Raw genomic sequence first — 19,878 nt, 5'->3', positions numbered from 1 at the left:
GGAAAGAGTTCTATCAGCCAAGTCGACCACCGGGAACAAAAACGTTTGTTTGGGGATTAGAGAAGTTCGAATCAATTATGATTGGCTACAACATATTAAATTAAAAAGATGTGTACGAACGTCAGAGAATAGGGTAGAGGTCTAGGTCAATGTGGGAGTTTCGTTAGAAAGTTATCCGGTGGTTATCGAGGAATAGTTATTGTTGTAGTTCATTTTAATAGCGCTAGCAATCAAGGCAAATTTTATAGATTAGCTTTTAAAGCTAAATATATAGGAAGTGGTTAAGAGGTTAATAAATATAACGGAAGTGAGAAAGTTGGAATGATTTATATTAATTTGTGGGTATATAAGTGAGTTGTGCGTCATTAAGAAAAAATAAAAATGGAAGATGATTTCAATAAAACAAGATTGGAGTACATTAAACGAATAAATTTCGTTTTGGACTTTATTGAAAAGAATCTTGAAGCGGATTTATCACTTGAATCTTTGTCGAAAAAAGCACATTATTCTTCTTTCCATTTTCATAGAGTATTCTCAACAATTATAGGAGAAAATCTGAATCAGTATGTAAATAGGAAACGAGTAGAGCGTATTTCTTCTATGCTACTTACAGGTTCAAATAAAACAATAAAAGAACTTGCTTATATCTATGGATTTAACAGCGAAAGCTCCTTTTCAAGAACATTTAAAAAATATTATGGGATTAGTCCGACCAGGTTTAAATCGGAAGGAAAAAATACGCTTAGCAAGATTGGTATAGAGTCATTTTCAACTGAAAGATACATTTGTAGCATTGATAACATTAAAAAATGGATTGAAATGAATGCACAAATTGTTGTAACAGAACTACAAGAAATAAAACTTGCAGGTGTTATGCATATCGGAGAATTTGGTAAAATTGGTGATATGTATCAAAAATTAATGAAATGGGGGCATAAAAACGAAGTAATCAATACCTCGGATTTCAAAGCAATTACCATTTATCACGATAACCCCAATGTAACCCAATACACAAAAGTTAGGTTTAGTGCTTGTATAACGATTAATAAAGATATTGAGCCTGAAGGTGAAATAAGACAAGTAAACATACAAAGAGGCATTTATGTAGTTGGAAGGTTCGAAATTAAAGGAGAAGACATTTCGAAAGCATGGAAGAATATCTGTATATGGGTAATAGAAAATGGATATGAATTTAGAGACGGGGATTTTTTTGAAATCTATCATAATGACCATAAGACCCATCCTGAACAAAAAATCATATTGGACATTTGTATTCCACTTGAAAAGAAAAATATCATACTAAACAAAACCTATAATGTAAACATATCTTCGATGGAAGGAGGGAGTAATTCATGTGAAAAACAATTAGGCTATCATGAATTAATAAAATACATGAAAGAGTTAAGGGCTTTTTTTGAAAAAGAATATGAAGCTTATTTTAAACTTGGAAAGGTATATCAAGGAAGTCCAGATTTTTCCTATTTTTCATTGACAACAGAAAAATTGAAAAAACAAAAATTGAAATTTGTGATTATCTTAAATCATAAATTGATGAATTTTTCAATTTGCTTGTCAGGACAAAACAAAAGTATCCGAAAGAAATATTGGGAAATGTTCAAAAATAGTGATTGGAAAAAATATCATCTGGTTGAGTCAATTAATAATAGCTTGCCTATTATAGAACACGTAATTGTAGAGAATCCTGATATTGATAATAGATTACAGTTAACAGAGCAAATTGAAAAAGAATCTTTAAATTTCATAAACGATTTGAGAGATATACTTGAATAAAAGAAAACGAACGCACAACAATAGATAAGAAGTAATAGCTCCTTTGTCGCTACTACTCTTATCATAAACCGTTACTTGCTATTAAATTTAGAAAACACCATAAGTTCAATTAGCTTCATCTAAAAGGGAAAAGATATAAATGAATACAAATTCAATTTTAGTCCTTTTAATCGGCTTTATTATTTTATTAATTAGTTGCCAGGAAGATCAAGATTTAAATCTCAAAGGAATTTGGAAATTCGAAAAATACATTGATAAATCTGCTCCTAAATCAGCTATATATCGGCCTATAAACAAAAATTACAATTTCGTTTCTGATAAACAATTTAGATTTATACCAGGAATTCTTAAAGAATTAAATTCAAAACCTAAATCCTATGAAATCATCGATCCTTTGATTGACTTTTCTATTTCTAAGAATGTTTTATCATACAAAAGTCAGTTTGACTCTAAAGAAATTCAAAAGAAAATTGTCAAATTAAATTCTGATACATTGATCCTTATGGATAAAGAAAATATTGTCGAAGTATACCTTAAAGTAGATGATAAGTCAATAACAAATGACGAAATTGACAACATAACACTATCAACTTCAGGCTGTTACGGCAAATGTCCTGTTACAAATATTTCAATTTCCAGAAAAGGTAAACTTGTTTATATATGCGAAAAATACTGCCCAAATCCTGGTATTAAAATTTTGCAAATAGACTCCTTATTTGCAAATAAAGTGTTTGCGATTCTCAAATATATTGATATAAATAGACTTGAGAATAGATATGAAGTTGATCATACTGATGATGAAATAATTACAACTACTTTTAGTAAAAATAATAAAATCATTAAATCTATTTATGACTATGGAAACAAAGCACCAAATGAACTGAGATGGATTTATTCATTTCTAAGAAATTTTCCTGGATTAAATGATCAAAAATTAATAAACCCGAACTTTTTTCCAATAGATTTCCCAAATTACTTAATGTTTATGGATTCTGTGTCTGTAATGGCATTAACGAAGGCTGAAACTTTTGAGTTATATAAGAATTTGATTTTTGGAAAGGAAGTTGAGAATTCACCTAAATTAAATTATAAAATCTCAAACAACAGACTATATTATGAAGGAAAATTCGAATATTATCAAGAATACGTAAACACAAATTTCGGTTCAACTGACGGAAGATATTATAGATTCAATACTTCTAACGGAGTAAAAATTATAGATTTAGGCTATAATTTCATAGAGTTAAACAGTAAATTCAAAACAAAGTAACAGCAAGTAACACGCTTTAACACGTCATGGCTGCTATCGCAACGCCACGACGGTTACAGCTGAAACGTCCGTTGGCAGTAATTAGAAAAAATGATAAGAATTGAAAAAATAGAGTATCAAGATTCAGAATTAACCTACGAAGGAGTTATTTCCTATGATGATGAAATTGAAGGAAAACTACCTGCAATCATTATTGCCCATGCATTTGGTGGACAATCCCAATTTGAAGAAAATAAAGCAATAGCAATTGCAAAATTAGGATACGTAGGTTTTGCAATAGACATCTATGGTAAAGGAGTACGGGCAAAATCACCTGAGGAGGCTCAAATCCTAATGGATAAATTGAATTTGGATAGAAATTTACTACTTAGTAGAATGAAGACTTCTTTGAAAACCTGCAAGTCATTAAAATTTGTTGATAACAACAAAATAGGTGGGATAGGATATTGTTTCGGAGGTAAATGTGTTTTGGACTTAGCTCGTTCTGGTGAAAAAATAGAAGGTATAGTGAGTTTTCATGGCGTTTATGATTCTCCTAATTCACAAAATGAAATTAAAATTGAAACACCAATTTTGATACTTCATGGCTGGGATGACCCTTTGGCAAAACCAAATGAGGTTATTGAATTAGCCGCTGAGCTAACAAATAAAAAGGCTGATTGGGAACTCAATGCATATGGTCATACAGGACATGCATTTACCAATCCTAAAGCTAATTTCCCTGAGAAAGGGTTATTTTACAAAGAAGAAGCCGATAGAAAATCTTGGAATAGAATGATAGAATTTTTCAAATACAAATTTGAGGAATGAAAACTACTGCCAACAATGTATATGACGGTCATGCCCAGCAAAAGCTGGTTACGCCGCATATACGAGACCGTTCATGCAAATTAACAGATGTACCAATTACCTTCGAAAGTTGCATAGGTGTAAATGTATCCGTATTTTACCCTTGATTAATTAACAAGCGTAAATGTTACCCTCATAAAAATGACTCAATTCGACAAAGCCAAACCTTACAATGACCTTCCTCTGCTTCCGCCAAAACAGGAGATTGAAACGAAGAAGGTACTAATTAAGACAATCTCTGCTAGTAGAGCATTGGGGAAGCTAAACGGTGCTTTATCAAACTTGCCAAATCCTAATTTATTTTTAGATACTATACACCTCAAAGAAGCAAAAGCTAGTTCTGAGATTGAAAATATTATTACCACAAATGATGAAATTTTCAAATCTTTAATTTCAAATAAAAACCACAACAACCCATTAGCCAAAGAGATTATTAGCTATAAATCGGCACTTTGGCAAGGCCTAATAGATCTGGAACAAAAACCCTTTATTACAACGAATCTCTGTATTAAGCTTGTCCAAATAATTAAGCAGAATAATTCAGGAATTAGAGTCACCCCAGGAACAACTTTACTTGATGGAAAGGGCGTGAAAGTCTACACACCTCCAACTGGAGAAGATGTAATAAGAAATAAATTAGCCAATCTAGAGCAATTCATAAATGATAATGACAAACTAGATCCTTTAATTAAAATGGCAGTTATGCATTACCAATTCGAAGCTATCCATCCATTTGCTGATGGAAACGGTAGGACAGGTAGAATTCTGTTACTTTTGTATCTCAAAATGGAGAACTTACTAGAAATTCCTGGGATTTATTTGAGTGAATACATAATTAAGAATAAAACAAACTATTATAAATCACTACGGCTAGTAACGGAACAAAATGACTGGGAGAACTATATTCTTTATATGCTTGATATGGTTGAGAAAACATCTATAAACGTAATTGCCAAATTAGAAGAAATTGTAAAACTCAAAGAAGACGTTGAGGCTTATGTTAAAAAATCAAACCCAACAATTTATTCAAGAGAATTGATAGATTTAATCTTTAAACTTCCCTATACTAAACGAAAAAATTTGATTGATGAGAAAATGGGAACACCAAAAACAGTAGGTAAATACCTGATTGAACTCGAAGCTCTAAAAGTTCTAACTTCTATAAAAGTTGGTAAAGAAAAATTATATATTAATGAAGGATTAATGAAAATCCTAGAGTAAAGCACGGAAACATAACATGCCGAAATCTCTGAATTCTTCCGTTGTTTGGACTCTGGATTCAGCTATCACGTCAATTCATCTATGGTGGAACTTAGCCATTTATAACGCTCAATTCTCTGAAACTTTTATCGGTCGAAGCTAAAATTTTGTCAGGAGAAGACGATCAACTTAAACGCGCACCAGAAAGCAAACCAAACGAGTGCAATTCCTTCAATTCGAACACTAAATCTTGTAACGGTAAACTCATCTATGGCTTTGCTCAATTACTTAAATTGTGTTTTATTTGTTCAGCTTTTCTCTTAACGAATACAGAAACCTTCAACTTTCGCGCTTACAGTAAATCTAGCAACTTTGCTCACTCCAATTCAAACGTTCAATCTTGTCATGTTCCAATTCGTCTTCTCTTTCGTATTATCGCTAGCTCGACCGAAAAATGTATGCCAACGCACCGATCTTTGTGAGTCAGATCTTTAACGTTAAATACATCAATCTCCGTTTGTAGCTTTTTTTTGAACTTACGAATGGCAAACGCAATCGTGTGTCATAAGATTTCTTTTATCACTAAATATAACACGCGATTAAGAAGTGAATTTCGCCTTAAAGAATTCCCACTCCAACACATTTTACCTAAAATTATATAACTTTAGAGGTAACGATTTGCGGAAGGCGAAACTCCTCTTATCGCTATCACGTTATATTAGAATAAATTGACTCCGTCAATTCATCTATGGTGGTACTTAAGCCATTTCTATCGCTCAATTCCTTGAAACTTTTTTCGGTCGAAGCTAAAATTTTGTCAGGAGAAGACGATCAACTTAAACGCGCGCCAGAAAGCAAACCAAACGAGTGCAATTCCTTCAATTCGAACACTAAATCTTGTAACGGTAAACTCATCTATGGCTTTGCTCAATTACTTAAATTGTGTTTTATTTGTTCAGCTTTTCACTTATTTAATACAGAAACCTTCAACTTTCGCGCTTACAGTAAATCTAGCAACTTTGCTCACTCCAATCCAATCGTTCAATCTTGTCATGTTCCAATTCGTCTTCTCTTTCGTATTATCGCTAGCTCGACCGAAAAATGTATGCCAACGCACCGATCTTTGTGAGTCAGATCTTTAACGTTAAATACATCAATCTCCGTTTGTAGCTTCTTTTTGAATTTACGAAGGGCAAACGCAATCGTGTGTCTTGAGATTTCTTTTTATTACTCTATATAACATGCGATTAAGAAGTGAATTTCGCCTTAAACAATTTCTACTCCAACACATTTTACCTAAAATTATATAACTTTAGAGGTAACGATTTGCGGAAGGCGAAACTCCTCTTATCGCTATCACGTTATATGGCATAAACAAAGAGGAAATTGGATAAGGAATTAATAGAAAATATAAACTCAATAAAGAAAACCGGCGACGACAGATATAGGATTATCCTCGACTTTGCTTCTGTTAAACTTGTCCAATACTTAATTTCAAATGATTACAAATATGTTTGGATTTACAATCACTGTCTATCTAATCCAAGTAGCTGGAAAAATAGAAGCTTACCAATATTAGACTCAAAACCAGAAATCAAAATCAAAAGTAAAAATGTCAAATTTGATTTCATTATAGAAACAAATGAATTCGTGAAATTGCTACCTGAATGGGGAAATGGAATTCAAATGATCCAAATGAATAAAATGCCTCCTGATTATTTCGAACCTGATAAAATTCGAGGAAAACAGCGATATCAAATTCTAAAGAATGATTGTGATTATTTATTTGAGTTATATATCCCTTCTGCTACTGATTATGGAACCTTGATAAGTCCAAATGTTAAATACTTAGAGAATTTATTAAATTCTCCTGAAATAAATTGGAATAATTTACCCTAACCGAACCATTTTTAGATGAGCGAAATAGACAAACTAGTTACAATTATTAGAGATTCGAAATTAATTGAAATGTCAATTCAATATGATGAAGAAAATAGCAATATAAAACTCAAACTTGTAAAGAACAATGAATTAATCAACGTAAACTTATTTGACATAAGAGAATTTCAAATATTTGACGCCTCTATTAAACAGGAGTATATAGGTCAAATAAAAGGATTTTTAGAAGACTCGAATAGTTATTGGTTGTCATTAGATCCATATGACGAAAGAGTTAATGAATTACAAGATAAGGATAACTATGTATTTAATTTCAATAGTTATGAAATCATTAAACATTAAAATCATCAAATAAATACGCCATATAACAGGCTTCATCACTGAATACTTCGGCTATCGCCTCGTACTCAGGATGCAGCAAAACCGTTATCTACAAGTTGGAGAAATTTAAAGAATATATTAACCCTTTTGACAAAATGATTCCTGAGGAATGGGATATCATTAAAACTATGGCCGAACTTAAAGTCTTGAAAAAAGAAGACTCTTTAATTCAACAAAATGCTTTTTTTGAGAAAGAGGTTTTTATAGAGAAGGGAATAATCAGAGCCTATATAATTGATGATGACGGAAACGAAAAAAGCATTGCCTTTTATGAGGAAGGAAAGTTTATGAGTACATCTACGCTTCGAACTTTAAATGGTAGATCTCTGCATCACTACCAAGCAATGTGCAAAACCGAACTCATCTTATTTAATTCAAATGAATTAAAATCTTTTTTTTCTAACAACAATTTCCTGTCTGAAATTGGAAAAACAATAAAAGAGGGTGAGATTAAAAGACAAAACAATAGGGATAACTGTCTTTTACAAGTAAAAGGAAGAGATAAGTATTTAAACTTCATAAAACATTACCCCAACATAGAATTACACATATCGCAAAAACATATTGCATCTTATTTAGGAATTACGCCCATTTCATTGAGTAGAATTAAGTCTAATCTCAGAAAAATGTAAGTGATAACAATTGATAACAGAAAAAGAAGATTGAGAATCTAGTTTTGTGTATTAACTCACATAATCGATTTTCAATGAAAAAAATACTTCACGTTCTTTCCAAAAAAGGACAATACAAAATTGCGTTTCCTATAATCATTTTAGGGTTTGTTTTACAAGCCATTTTAATTCTTAAATACCTACCCGAATTCCTAAGTTATTCGAACGGTGTAAAAAATCCAGACCAATTATTCTCTTATAATTTTGAATACCTAAGCAATCTGTATCAACAACTAGGTGAAGAAGGAAGAGCTTTTTATTCCGAAATGCTGGGTGTTGATTTTTTGTATACAACAATTTCTGGCATTGGCTATTGTTTACTGCTTGCTGCTTTAGTAAAAAAAGAGAAATGGTATATTATTCTGCCTTTGTTTTTGGCTATTTCAGATGTTTTTGAAAATATTTCTCAGCTTTTGTTAATGTCCCTTTTTCCAAAAATCAGTACATCTGAAGTTTCGATAGCCAGTATTTTTACGTCTACTAAAATGACGCTTAGTATTATTTGTGTCGTTTTAATTTTATTCTTTATAGTGAAAAACGTCTTTAATTGGATTAAAACAAGAAGTGATTATGAAAAATAAAAACTTTAAGACAGGTTGGCTCGTTGAAAATAAGCTTGCAGCTCTAACTCATTTTCATTCAAATATTTCACTAGAAGATATTCAAGGTGTATTGCAGGAAACCACTCAAATGATTTCAAATCTAAAAGAGCCTTTTAATATCATAATTGATAATCGATTAGCACCTATTGATAGAATATTCTCTTTGAGAGAATTTCAAAGTAGTTCTTCTCTTTTAAATCATTCACTATTAAACTATTTAATAGTTATAAAACCACTTCACTTGACTTTAAATGAAAGACAAAAAGAATTGGAAATTTCAAACGGAGTCAAATTAATAAATACAGATTCTGTAAAAAGTGCTATTAAAATAGTCAAAGGAGTAGAAAAGGATATTCAATCAGAGAAAATTGATCTGACCTTTTTTCCTGATTTCTAATTTGAACGGAAAAGAAAAACCTGTAGATAACATAATGTATAAGTAATAGCTCCTTTCTGCTATCCGAAAGGTCAGTGCATTTTAGTATCTTTCGTCTAAATAGTTTCTATGGTGGGTTTTATACGCTACTACTCATACATGGGACGTTATCATCAATTATGGGAAGCTGAGTTAAAATAAAAGCTTAGAAAAGAAGTTACATCTATGGATCAACTATCGGATTTCGTAGTCTTAAAAAATAAACTCTGGCCAATATGAACGCAGAGCTTGGTTTATATGCATAGGCAAATTCGCTAGTTTTCTCATGCGTAACTTTAATACATATTTAAATGAAAACACCTTCAAAAATCTTAATCTGCTCTCTTTTCTTGTGTTATTTATGCTCCTGCGAGACAGAACAAAGCACATGCGCTAATGATAATAGTTATGAGGAGTTTATCGAATGGTCTTTCACTGATGAAACATTTGAATTAGATTTTGATCATGTTGATGTTTACTATGCGGACGACAGATTCCTAAATATATATCCTATCACCCCAATACCACAAGATGGACCATACAATGACTTTTGGATAAAATATGATGTTGTAGAGGAATCAGCTCACTATCGGGCTGGCTCCTTTACCGCAGATAATACCTTCATTTTTACTTATGGAAGTGATCTAGAGATGACGGTTTCGTCATTCTTTTCAACTGGTGATCTTATTTGCATTCAATTTGACGATGGTGAATTCAGTGGAGAAGTCAGAGTTGTACTTGATAAGATTGTCAAATCTGGAAAGGTAGAAGGTAAAGTCTGGTTAGATGAGAATGAAAATGGTATAAACGAGCCTAATGAAAGTCCACTTGCAAATGTAGATTTATATTTGCGCACGGATTCTGCGAACCTTGTAGAAGGAATTCATGATGTGTATCCGATATATTATCCAACATCTAGGATCAAGACAGATGATAATGGTCACTTTACTTTTAATGGTGTATTTGTAAATTATCCAATCCAGGTTGGATATTCAACAAAGGAAGAGAGCAATGTAACTACAGCCAATGCGGGAAATGATGACACCATAGATTCTGATTTTCATTTCACTCGAGAAACAACTTACCGCAAATGGTATACTTCAGATCCATTTATCATTGAAGAGGGAGGCATAAAAAAAGATATTGGATTAGGCATCATTGAAAGATGATACCAAAGAGCTAATGACCTTTGAAAACTTTAATGCCAAGCATTTTAGACCTTCAAAATTAGACTATTTGAGATTTCTATTTTCCAATTAAGTATCTTTAGATAAAAAGAAGAACTGATGATAACATGTTGCGATCACATAAGCCTTCCTTCGTCGTTCCTCCTCTTGCAGCTGAGACGTTCATGCAAATTAACAGATGTACCAATTACCTTCGAAAGTTGCATAGGTGTAAATGTATCCGTATTTTACCCTTGATTAATTAACAAGCGTAAATGTTACCCTCATAAAAATGACTCAATTCGACAAAGCCAAACCTTACAATGACCTTCCTCTGCTTCCGCCAAAACAGGAGATTGAAACGAAGAAGGTACTAATTAAGACAATCTCTGCTAGTAGAGCATTGGGGAAGCTAAACGGTGCTTTATCAAACTTGCCAAATCCTAATTTATTTTTAGATACTATACACCTCAAAGAAGCAAAAGCTAGTTCTGAGATTGAAAATATTATTACCACAAATGATGAAATTTTCAAATCTTTAATTTCAAATAAAAACCACAACAACCCAGCAGCCAAAGAGATTATTAGCTATAAATCGGCACTTTGGCAAGGCCTAATAGATCTGGAACAAAAACCCTTTATTACAACGAATCTCTGTATTAAGCTTGTCCAAATAATTAAGCAGAATAAAGCAGGAATTAGAGTCACCCCAGGAACAACTTTACTTGATGGAAAAGGCGAGAAAGTCTACACACCTCCAACTGGAGAAGATGTAATAAGAAATAAATTAGCCAATCTAGAGCAATTCATAAATGATAATGACAAACTAGATCCTTTAATTAAAATGGCAGTTATGCATTACCAATTCGAAGCTATCCATCCATTTGCTGATGGAAACGGTAGGACTGGTAGAATTCTGTTACTTTTGTATCTCAAAATGGAGAACTTACTAGAAATTCCTGGGATTTATTTGAGTGAATACATAATTAAGAATAAAACAAACTATTATAAATCACTACGGCTAGTAACGGAACAAAATGACTGGGAGAACTATATTCTTTATATGCTTGATATGGTTGAGAAAACATCTATAAACGTAATTGCCAAATTAGAAGAAATTGTAAAACTCAAAGAAGACGTTGAGGCTTATGTTAAAAAATCAAACCCAACAATTTATTCAAGAGAATTGATAGATCTAATCTTTAAACTTCCCTATACTAAACGAAAAAATTTGATTGATGAGAAAATGGGAACACCAAAAACAGTAGGTAAATACCTGAGTGAACTCGAAGCTCTAAAAGTTCTAACTTCTATAAAAGTTGGTAAAGAAAAATTATATATTAATGAAGGATTAATGAAAATCCTAGAGTAAAGCACGGAAACATAACATGCCGAAATCTCTGAATCCTCCCTTCGGTCGGACTCAGGATTCAGCTATCACGTCAATTCATCTATGGTGGTACTTAGCCATTTATAACGCTCAATTCCTTGAAACTTTTTTCGGTCGAAGCTAAAATTTTGTCAGGAGAAGACGATCAACTTAAACGCGCGCTAGAAAGCAAATTAAACAAGCACATTTCCTTCAATTCGAACACCAAATCTTGCAACGGTAAACTCATCCTTGTCTTTGCTCAATTACTGAAAAGGTGTTTTTACTTATTCAGCTTTTCTCTTAACGAATACGGAAACCTTCAACTTTCGCGCTTACAGTAAATCTAGCAACTTTGCTCACTCCAATCCAATCGTTCAATTTTGTCATGTTCCAACTCGTCTTCTCTTTTGTATTATCGTTAACTCGACCGAAAAAAGTAGGCCGACGCACCGATCTTTGTGAGTCAGATCTTAAACGTTCATCGTATTTATCTCCGTTTGTAGCTTTTATTAGAATTTACGAATGGCAAACGCGATCGTGTGTCTTAAGATTTATTTTATCACTAAATATAACACGCGATTAAGAAGTGAATTTCGCCTTAAATTATTCCCACTCCAACACATTATACCTAAAATTACATAACTTTAGTGGTAACGATTTGCGGAAGGCGAAACTCCTCTTATCGCTATCACGTTGTGCTTCATTATAACCAACCATTAACCAATGATAAAATTCTTTAGAAAAATTAGACAAAAGCTGCTCTCTGAAAATAAATTCAGCAAGTATCTGATTTATGCCATTGGAGAAATTATTCTTGTTGTTATCGGAATCTTGATTGCTCTTCAAATAAACAATGGAAATGAATATCGTAAAGAGCGAGCTGAAGAAATAAAAATGCTCGAAAATTTCAAGACAACCATAAAAGGGGATTTTGACCAAGTAAATAGCTTTAGTAAAACTTTTGACGAAACTGACAGAGCCATATACTTCCTGCTAAAACATATGGAGGAAGGTTTAGCATATAATGACTCATTAAAGACCCATTTTAGACAAACGACCGCTTTATTTTCGCCAAAAATTGACCAAGAAGTTTTTGCTACACTATCATCAACTGATTTGAATATTATCTCTAACGATATCTTAAAGAATGAAATAATATCTTACTATTCGTTTGCAAAGAGAGCTTTCGATGTAAGGATAAATCGCTATGCCATGATTATGGAAGATGCCAGCAAAAACATCTTTAGTAGTAGATTTAATGAATTGTGGGGAAATACTTGGGACGACCCACACTTTATTGATAGCCTTCAAAATAAAACAATGACGCCAAAAAACTACGAAGAGCTTAAAAAGGACGAGGAATATCTATACTTTCTGAAAAGTTTGAAGAATCAATTATATTGGTATGTTAGGCGTCCTTTAAGACAAGCGACAGAAAAATCCGAAAGAGTGCTACAATTGATAAATAATGAATTAAAAACACTGAAAAAATAACGAAAGTTAAACTAACCAATGATTAAATTCTTTAGAAAAATTCGACAAAAACTACTCTCTGAAAATAAATTCAGTAAATATCTGATTTATGCAATTGGAGAAATTATCCTTGTGGTAAGTGGAATTTTAATTGCGTTGCAGATTAACAATGCTAATGAAAACAGAAAATTAAAAGAACTTGAAGTATCTACTTTTAAAGAGATAAAGGCAAACTTGATAAAAGATATCGAGGACTTTGAAACAAACATACGCTGGCACGGAATATCTGTTCAATCTTCACAAGTTATTCTTGATGCCCTTAAAAATAGAACTTCTTATCACGACACATTAAGCAAACATCTATCAAGAATTCCAGCGAACCCAATCTTTATGCCAACAACATCTGCTTATCAAAATTTAAAAATAAACGGTTTTAGTTTGATAAGCAATGATTCTTTGCGAATAGAACTGCAAGGATTATATGAAGCGAGGTATGTCTACACTGCAAAAATTACTGATGCAGGTTATGACTACGATTATGAAGAGTTTGGGAAAGCATATCAAAGAGAAATGTCTACTTATAGTTTGATAAGAGAAGCTCGTCCAGTTGACTATAATTCCTTATTTACAAACCAACAGTTTGTAAATTTAATATCTCACAAGATGGCAAGAGATAAACATCAAATAATTCCGAATTATAAAGAAAGAATTGAGCAAGTAAAAAAAATAATACAAATGATTGACAATGAATTAAGTAATCAATAACGAAAGCACAACAATGTATATGAAATCATAGCTTCCATTCGGTCTCTACGCTTCATTGACTAACCGATGTGCTTCATTGGGCAAAACAAATTTAATAATGATAAAATTCATTAGAAGAATTAGAAAAAAATTACTCTCTGAAAATAAATTCAGTAGATATTTAATCTATGCAATTGGGGAAATAATATTGGTAATGATAGGAATTCTCTTGGCATTACAAGTCAATAATTGGAATGAAGAACGTAAATTAAGACTTGAAGAATTAGAATTATTAGTATCTCTTAAAAGTGACCTAGAAGATAATAAATCAGAACTGGAAAGGACTATTTCAAACTTTAAAACGGGAGCAGAGCGAAATAGAAAAATCTTAAAGTATATTGAAGAGGATTTAGCTTATGATAATCAATTAGATACTTCGTTTGCCCGAATCAATACTTGGAAAACACCTTATTTTAGAAACTCTACATATGAGACGCTGAAAACAAAAGGAATTAACATAATTGAAAGGGATGATTTAAAAAATAAAATAATAAAAATATATGATTATGATTTTTTTAATTTAGTTAATGATTGGGACAGGACTTTGTGGCTTTATGCGGAGTCAATATCATACCCATTAACCAATAAAACGGTTAAACCTGACTTGATAACATATCTAGCCCGACCTAATAATTTTGAGAATTTAAAAAGTAATACTGAATTTAAAAATATGTTATTATGGCTTACATATAATAAAGAAGTTTCTATTCCATATTTACAAAGCATTAAGAATAAGGTAACTGAACTTATTGATGATATAGATGATGAAATTATCAAAAATAAAAAATAACGAAAGCACAACAATGTACATGACGATCATGCTCCTAACGTCGCATGCCGCATTTACCCACCGTTAGCCTTCATTAAGACCAACCAATAACCAATGATTAAATTCTTTAGAAAAATTCGACAAAATTTGCTAACCGAAAACAAGTTTAGTAAATACCTACTCTACGCCATTGGAGAGATCGTCCTAGTGATAGTCGGGATCCTTTTCGCCTTACAGATCAATAACTGGAATTCGACCAAAATAGCCGATAACCAAGAACTTGACCTTTATGCTAAACTATTGAATGACCTTAATGACAACTTCGATTTCACAATCATGAAAATAACAGAAATGAAGCGGCATCAGAATGTGCACTATCAAGTGTACAATGAATCGAAAGGAAGAGCAGCTTACGATCTAAATACGAATCTCAATTTCTTGCATTGGCTCCAAATATTTGAAGCTGATATATCAGAAAAACATACCGAGTCGCTATCTAGCATACGCAACGATAACATTCGGGATCTGTTAAAACATTTTATCAGAAAAGAAAAAGGAGTAAGTGACAACTATACAAGATGGAATAAGTTAAAGCAAGAACACGTAAGGCCTTTTTTTAGAAAATACGGAATCCACAACACTGAAGCAGCGTTCAATGATAATCCTTATGATTTCGCACCTCTTGGTTATATCGACCTTATCGATCATTCAAAATTAAAAGAACTATATGGCTCTACAGAACTGGATGAGATACTATTTGACCTGCGATTTCAGACATCATGGACCTATTCTAGCCTGAAAAATCTAGAAATATCGAACAACGAGTTTGCTGAAGTCCTAGTAAATGCATTGACACAAAACGGTAGAACTAAGAATATCAAAAGAATACCACGAAAACATCTTTCTGACCTAGTGACAAAAGGGAAAACGATAGATGAGGTAATTCAAGTCATAAATAGCGAAGACAAGAAGGATTCGGATTACATCACTTCTATATGGGCAATAAATGCGCTTGGTTATGATCTTTTTAAGAAAAAAAACTTCAATGAAGCATTGAAACTATTTAAACTCAATACTGAATTATATCCCGATAAAGCGAATCCTTGGGATAGTTATAGTGAGTGTTTAATGGCGATGGGTAAAAAGGAAGAAGGGATAAAGGCGTACAAGAAATTTGTCGAATTGAGTCCTGATAACGATTCTGCAAAGAGAACACTTGAAGAACTAGAAATATCAGAATAAGTAAAAAATAGAAAATAACGAAAGGCTAACAATGTTCAGAGCACCATACTCGCTTCGCTTCGTACGGTGTCTGCACAAAACGTTGTGCGCTATTCGGAAAAACCACATTCAAAAATGAAAGAAATCAATTTATTAAAGGAAATAGTAAACAGAACTAATGGATTTGGCTGTACAACTTTTGCTTTGAAAGATGATAATCAAATTGTGTTCGGAAGAAATTTTGACTTTATGATTGATTATGGACACATTGTAGTGAATAAGCGAAATGTTTCAAAAACTGCATTGGTGCCACCATCTGAGAAACAATTAAAATGGACTTCAAAAGTAGGAAGTATAACCTTTAATCAAGCAGGAAGAGAATTTCCTTATGGAGGAATAAATGAATCAGGTTTAGTGATTGAACAATTATGGTTTGATTGCACTCAATATCCAAAATCAGATAGTAGATATGGTATTTCAGTACTTCAATGGATTCAATACCAATTAGATGTCTCTGAAAACATTAATGATGTTATAAAAAGTGATTTAACAGTAAGAATAATAGATGATTCAGGTGCGGCATTGCATTTTTTTTTAACAGATAAGAATGGAGATTCAGCTTGTATTGAATTTATCGAAAGTGAAATGAAAGTGACAAAAGGGAAAACGCTTAACGTTTCAGTATTAACGAATAACGCCTATAGTAAATCAATAGAGCATTTAGATAATCCTAAAAAAGAAGAAAGCAATCAAAACATATTTACGGGCAGCTCTTTACAAAGATTTGAGCAAGCAGCAAAGTTGGTGAATCAGTATTCACAAGCCAATTCACTTGATATAATTGAGTATTCTTTTAAAATTCTTGATAAAGTTAAACAACCTAATTTTACTCAATGGAGTATTGTCTATGACATTTCTAATTTAGAAATACACTTTAAAACAAAAAGTAATTCTAAGGTTTTAAAAATTCAAATGAAGAGTTTAGATTTCTCAAGTGCTACTCCTTGCATGATTTTAGATTTAGCTACTTCTAAAAATTCTGTAAATTTTGAGAAGTATTCAATTGATAAGAATTTCGATTTGATTAATCAAGTTTTTGATAGTTTAGATATGCTTAAAGATATACCCAAGGAGATGAGAGCATATAGTGCTAATTATCCTAACACTACAACCTTTAATGATGAAAAAGAAAAAAGCAGGTAACAATGCATAAAACGGCAATTGTCAGCAAAAGCTGCCAACTGCGTTTATGCGATCCCGTTATGTGACATTCCCCAGATTCGACCGACCTCAATTGATGTCAAAAAACATCAATTTTTCCTCAGTAAATTAATTTCCCTTGCTAACGTTCGCAAAAGGAATTTGAAAATACAAGATGGAAAATGTAAATTTGGAGAAGACAATGACTATTGATAATCAATAACTTAGCGAACGTTAGTCAGAATTAAAAATCAAAAAATCGTGAACAGATTAAACCTTATCTATACAATTATAATTTTGGGCTTAGTTAGTTGTACTAACGAACAGAAAATACCAAAAATTCAATATTCAAAAGAAGTCGTTTCAAAACCAATTCCATTTGCAGAAGGCATTATCTCAACAGTTGATAATAGTGAATTTGAATTGACTTTTTCAACGGATGGTCTAAAAGTCTATTTTTCGAGAAGACCGCCCGAAGGCAAGCAAATGATATATACAAGTGATTTCAAAGACAGTAAATGGACAACACCAAAAATCGCTGATTTTTCTACAAACAGAGACGAAACACCATTTATAACACCCAATGGAAAGTTCATGTTTTTTGGTTCAGAACGTGAAATTCCAAACAAGCCAAATAAAGGAAACTTTGATATGAATATTTGGATGATGGAAAAAATTGATAATGGATGGAGTGAACCAATACCTTTACCTGAACCGATTAATTATGTTCAAATAGAAAATGAAGAATGGCCATCTTCAAATAATAATTTCTTGTTTACAAATAATAACAAGGATTTTTATTTCACATCAATGAAACGTGGAACTAAATCTATTAAACTTTACGAAACCAAATTCGACGGTAAAGGATTTTCTGAACCAAAAGAAATAAAAGGAATTTGGGAGGACGAAAAATACTGGGTTTATTCGGCTGTAATTTCGCCCGATGGAAAATATTTAGTTTTCAATTCTTTTGGTGCGCCGAATGGAACAGGTGGCGAAGATATCTTCGTTTCTAAGAAAACAGAGAATGGATGGAGTAAAGCTAAATCAATCGGACAATTAGTTAACACGAAAGACGAAGAAAGTAGTCCACGATTTTCAAGAGATGGAAAGTACTTCTTTTTTAGTCGGGCAGAGAATTTAGGGAATTATGAATATGGCGAATGGAATATTTTTTATGTCGAAACCGAATATCTGAATTTGGTAAAACTATGAAAATGCAACGTTGCCTAACAATGGCTAAAACGTTCATAGCGAGCAAAAGCTCGCTACGACGTTTAGCCGAAGCGTTAGCGGCAAGCAGGAAAAAATTAAACTCATGAAATCAAAAGTCAAAACCCTTAAGCCAAACGAATTTCTAGAATCTTATATGTGTTTTGGGTCGAAACGAAGTGTAATATTCAAAGAAGGTTTTGAACTCTTCTATATCGCTAAATTGCAAGACTTAAGCGAAATTTCTAAGCCTCCCGTTCCTCCAGTTAAAGCAAAAACGCACACCTTATTTTTTCTTACAAGTGGCATCCTTACCATGAAAATTGGAAGTCAAACTGCAAAAATTTATCAAAATGAATGCATCGTAATTTCTGCAGGACAAGTATTTAGTTATAGTAACGATGAAATGGAGAAGAGCGAACAAGGGAGTGGTTTTATGTGTGGCTTCAATGATGATTTTTTAATTGGACAAATTGGAAGCCGAGATTTATTGAAATCATTTGAATTTTTGAATTTTTGGGGAAACCCTGTCATCAAACCTAAAAATCAATCGGCAAAGTATTTAGACCAATCTTTCAATAGAATTCTGGATGAATATACCACTAATAGCCTACAAAATAAAATTATAATCCAATCTCATCTTATAGCAGCACTTTGTGACTTAAATGTCGATTATCAGCCACTTTCAAATCATAAAAATAATACTGCTGTTGAATTAACCAACAAGTTTATAGGATTATTGCATAAAAATGTAAATTCCAAGCATCAGGTTTCACACTATGCCTCCATACTTAATATCAGCCCTAATCACTTATATAAAACGGTCAAATTAATTACCCAAAAATCGCCCTCCATTTGGATTAGAGAATCACTAATTAATGAAGCGAAAGTTTTACTCTTCCAAACAGACCTTTCCATCCAAGAAATAGCTTCAGAATTGGGGATTGATGACCAATCATATTTCACCCGTCTTTTTAAAAAACAAGAAGGCATAACTCCTATAGCTTATCGAGAAATGATTGATTTGTCCTAACATCAAATTGGTTTATCCTAATTCTTACCCTTTTTCCACCTCTATCTTTGCATAAGATTTTTAAGCAAGGTGTTAATCATTATGTTTTGCATCCTTAAGAAATGATATAAAAATAATTTACTGATGATTCATGTATTCAAAACCTCAGTCCAAACTGCTGAAGATATCAAAAAATTAAAACCTAAACTTGATAAATTGTCTCCAAATTTAAAGTGGAATTTCGATTTGGAGGACTGTGATAAAATATTGAGGATTGAAGATTTTAATATCTCACCTATCTCAATAATAGACTTATTAGTGGAGTTAAATTTTGAGTGTAAAGAGTTAGAATAAATGATGAGTCAGTATTATTTCAATAATAATTAACCAAAATAAAAATTGCGAATATGTTATCTAAACTAAGAAACCTTTTCAAACCATCTCATGCTTATTCCTATGTGTTTGACCCCCTAGTTCTTGAGGTTTGACCCCCTATGTGGATAACTCGCTATTTCAAATTTACAATTATATTTTAGATCTGTTTCTGAGGCTTTCCCCTTTGAGATCAATT

General features: G+C 32.2%; 19 protein-coding genes. All 19 read left to right on the top strand.

The window, feature by feature from the left end:
- Window positions 1–381 precede the first annotated feature (381 nt).
- The 19 genes from L2586_RS24055 (at window position 382) to L2586_RS23965 (ending at window position 19,328) form a co-directional block, all read left to right on the top strand.
- On the top strand, window positions 382–1,791 hold the full coding sequence (locus L2586_RS24055; protein WP_235295558.1) for an AraC family transcriptional regulator: 1,410 nt from the start codon (window positions 382–384) through the stop codon (window positions 1,789–1,791).
- 139 nt (window positions 1,792–1,930) lie between these two features.
- On the top strand, window positions 1,931–3,061 hold the full coding sequence (locus tag L2586_RS24050) for a DUF6438 domain-containing protein (protein ID WP_235295557.1): 1,131 nt from the start codon (window positions 1,931–1,933) through the stop codon (window positions 3,059–3,061).
- Between the two features lie 90 nt (window positions 3,062–3,151).
- Window positions 3,152–3,871 (top strand): dienelactone hydrolase family protein, encoded by a 720-nt coding sequence (locus L2586_RS24045; protein WP_235295556.1) that lies wholly within the window; start codon window positions 3,152–3,154, stop codon window positions 3,869–3,871.
- Window positions 3,868–4,017, top strand: a complete 150-nt coding sequence (locus L2586_RS24040; protein WP_235295555.1) for a hypothetical protein — start codon at window positions 3,868–3,870, stop codon at window positions 4,015–4,017. The genes L2586_RS24045 and L2586_RS24040 overlap by 4 nt, the downstream gene beginning before the upstream one ends.
- Before the next feature lie 34 nt (window positions 4,018–4,051).
- Window positions 4,052–5,131, top strand: coding sequence for a Fic family protein (locus L2586_RS24035; RefSeq protein ID WP_235295554.1), 1,080 nt, complete (start codon window positions 4,052–4,054; stop codon window positions 5,129–5,131).
- A gap of 1,365 nt (window positions 5,132–6,496) precedes the next feature.
- Window positions 6,497–7,009, top strand: coding sequence for a hypothetical protein (locus tag L2586_RS24030; RefSeq protein ID WP_235295553.1), 513 nt, complete (start codon window positions 6,497–6,499; stop codon window positions 7,007–7,009).
- 15 nt (window positions 7,010–7,024) lie between these two features.
- Window positions 7,025–7,351 (top strand): hypothetical protein, encoded by a 327-nt coding sequence (locus L2586_RS24025; RefSeq protein ID WP_235295552.1) that lies wholly within the window; start codon window positions 7,025–7,027, stop codon window positions 7,349–7,351.
- Between the two features lie 95 nt (window positions 7,352–7,446).
- The gene (locus L2586_RS24020; RefSeq protein ID WP_235295551.1) at window positions 7,447–8,022 is read left to right on the top strand and encodes a Crp/Fnr family transcriptional regulator; all 576 of its coding nucleotides are present in this window, start codon (window positions 7,447–7,449) and stop codon (window positions 8,020–8,022) included.
- 74 nt (window positions 8,023–8,096) lie between these two features.
- Window positions 8,097–8,642 (top strand): hypothetical protein, encoded by a 546-nt coding sequence (locus L2586_RS24015; protein ID WP_048643040.1) that lies wholly within the window; start codon window positions 8,097–8,099, stop codon window positions 8,640–8,642.
- Complete coding sequence (locus tag L2586_RS24010; protein ID WP_048643041.1) at window positions 8,632–9,060, top strand: hypothetical protein; 429 nt, start codon at window positions 8,632–8,634, stop codon at window positions 9,058–9,060. Before L2586_RS24015 ends, L2586_RS24010 begins: the two co-directional genes overlap by 11 nt.
- Before the next feature lie 329 nt (window positions 9,061–9,389).
- Window positions 9,390–10,247 carry an SdrD B-like domain-containing protein gene (locus tag L2586_RS24005; protein ID WP_235295550.1) on the top strand — a complete coding sequence of 286 codons (858 nt, stop codon included), beginning with the start codon at window positions 9,390–9,392 and terminating at the stop codon, window positions 10,245–10,247.
- Window positions 10,248–10,536: 289 nt separating this feature from the next.
- Window positions 10,537–11,616 (top strand): Fic family protein, encoded by a 1,080-nt coding sequence (locus L2586_RS24000; protein ID WP_235295549.1) that lies wholly within the window; start codon window positions 10,537–10,539, stop codon window positions 11,614–11,616.
- Window positions 11,617–12,339: 723 nt separating this feature from the next.
- Window positions 12,340–13,110, top strand: coding sequence for a DUF6090 family protein (locus L2586_RS23995; RefSeq protein WP_235295548.1), 771 nt, complete (start codon window positions 12,340–12,342; stop codon window positions 13,108–13,110).
- Window positions 13,111–13,128: 18 nt separating this feature from the next.
- Window positions 13,129–13,854, top strand: coding sequence for a DUF6090 family protein (locus L2586_RS23990; RefSeq protein ID WP_235295547.1), 726 nt, complete (start codon window positions 13,129–13,131; stop codon window positions 13,852–13,854).
- 97 nt (window positions 13,855–13,951) lie between these two features.
- Entirely contained in the window at window positions 13,952–14,683 is a 732-nt protein-coding gene (locus L2586_RS23985) for a DUF6090 family protein (RefSeq protein WP_235295546.1), read from the top strand.
- 93 nt (window positions 14,684–14,776) lie between these two features.
- Window positions 14,777–15,904, top strand: coding sequence for a DUF6090 family protein (locus tag L2586_RS23980; RefSeq protein ID WP_235295545.1), 1,128 nt, complete (start codon window positions 14,777–14,779; stop codon window positions 15,902–15,904).
- A 114-nt stretch (window positions 15,905–16,018) separates the two neighbouring features.
- Window positions 16,019–17,086 carry a linear amide C-N hydrolase gene (locus L2586_RS23975; protein WP_235295544.1) on the top strand — a complete coding sequence of 356 codons (1,068 nt, stop codon included), beginning with the start codon at window positions 16,019–16,021 and terminating at the stop codon, window positions 17,084–17,086.
- A gap of 258 nt (window positions 17,087–17,344) precedes the next feature.
- Entirely contained in the window at window positions 17,345–18,298 is a 954-nt protein-coding gene (locus tag L2586_RS23970) for a TolB-like translocation protein (RefSeq protein WP_235295543.1), read from the top strand.
- A gap of 220 nt (window positions 18,299–18,518) precedes the next feature.
- A complete protein-coding gene (locus L2586_RS23965) occupies window positions 18,519–19,328 on the top strand; it encodes a helix-turn-helix domain-containing protein (RefSeq protein WP_235295542.1) in 810 nt (269 codons plus the stop codon).
- Window positions 19,329–19,878: the final 550 nt, after the last annotated feature.

This window comes from Portibacter lacus (genome assembly GCF_021533215.1).
Classification (GTDB): domain Bacteria; phylum Bacteroidota; class Bacteroidia; order Chitinophagales; family Saprospiraceae; genus Portibacter; species Portibacter lacus.
The sequence above is the reverse complement of the archived record's forward strand: the minus strand, read 5'-3'. Positions and strand labels throughout refer to the sequence as shown.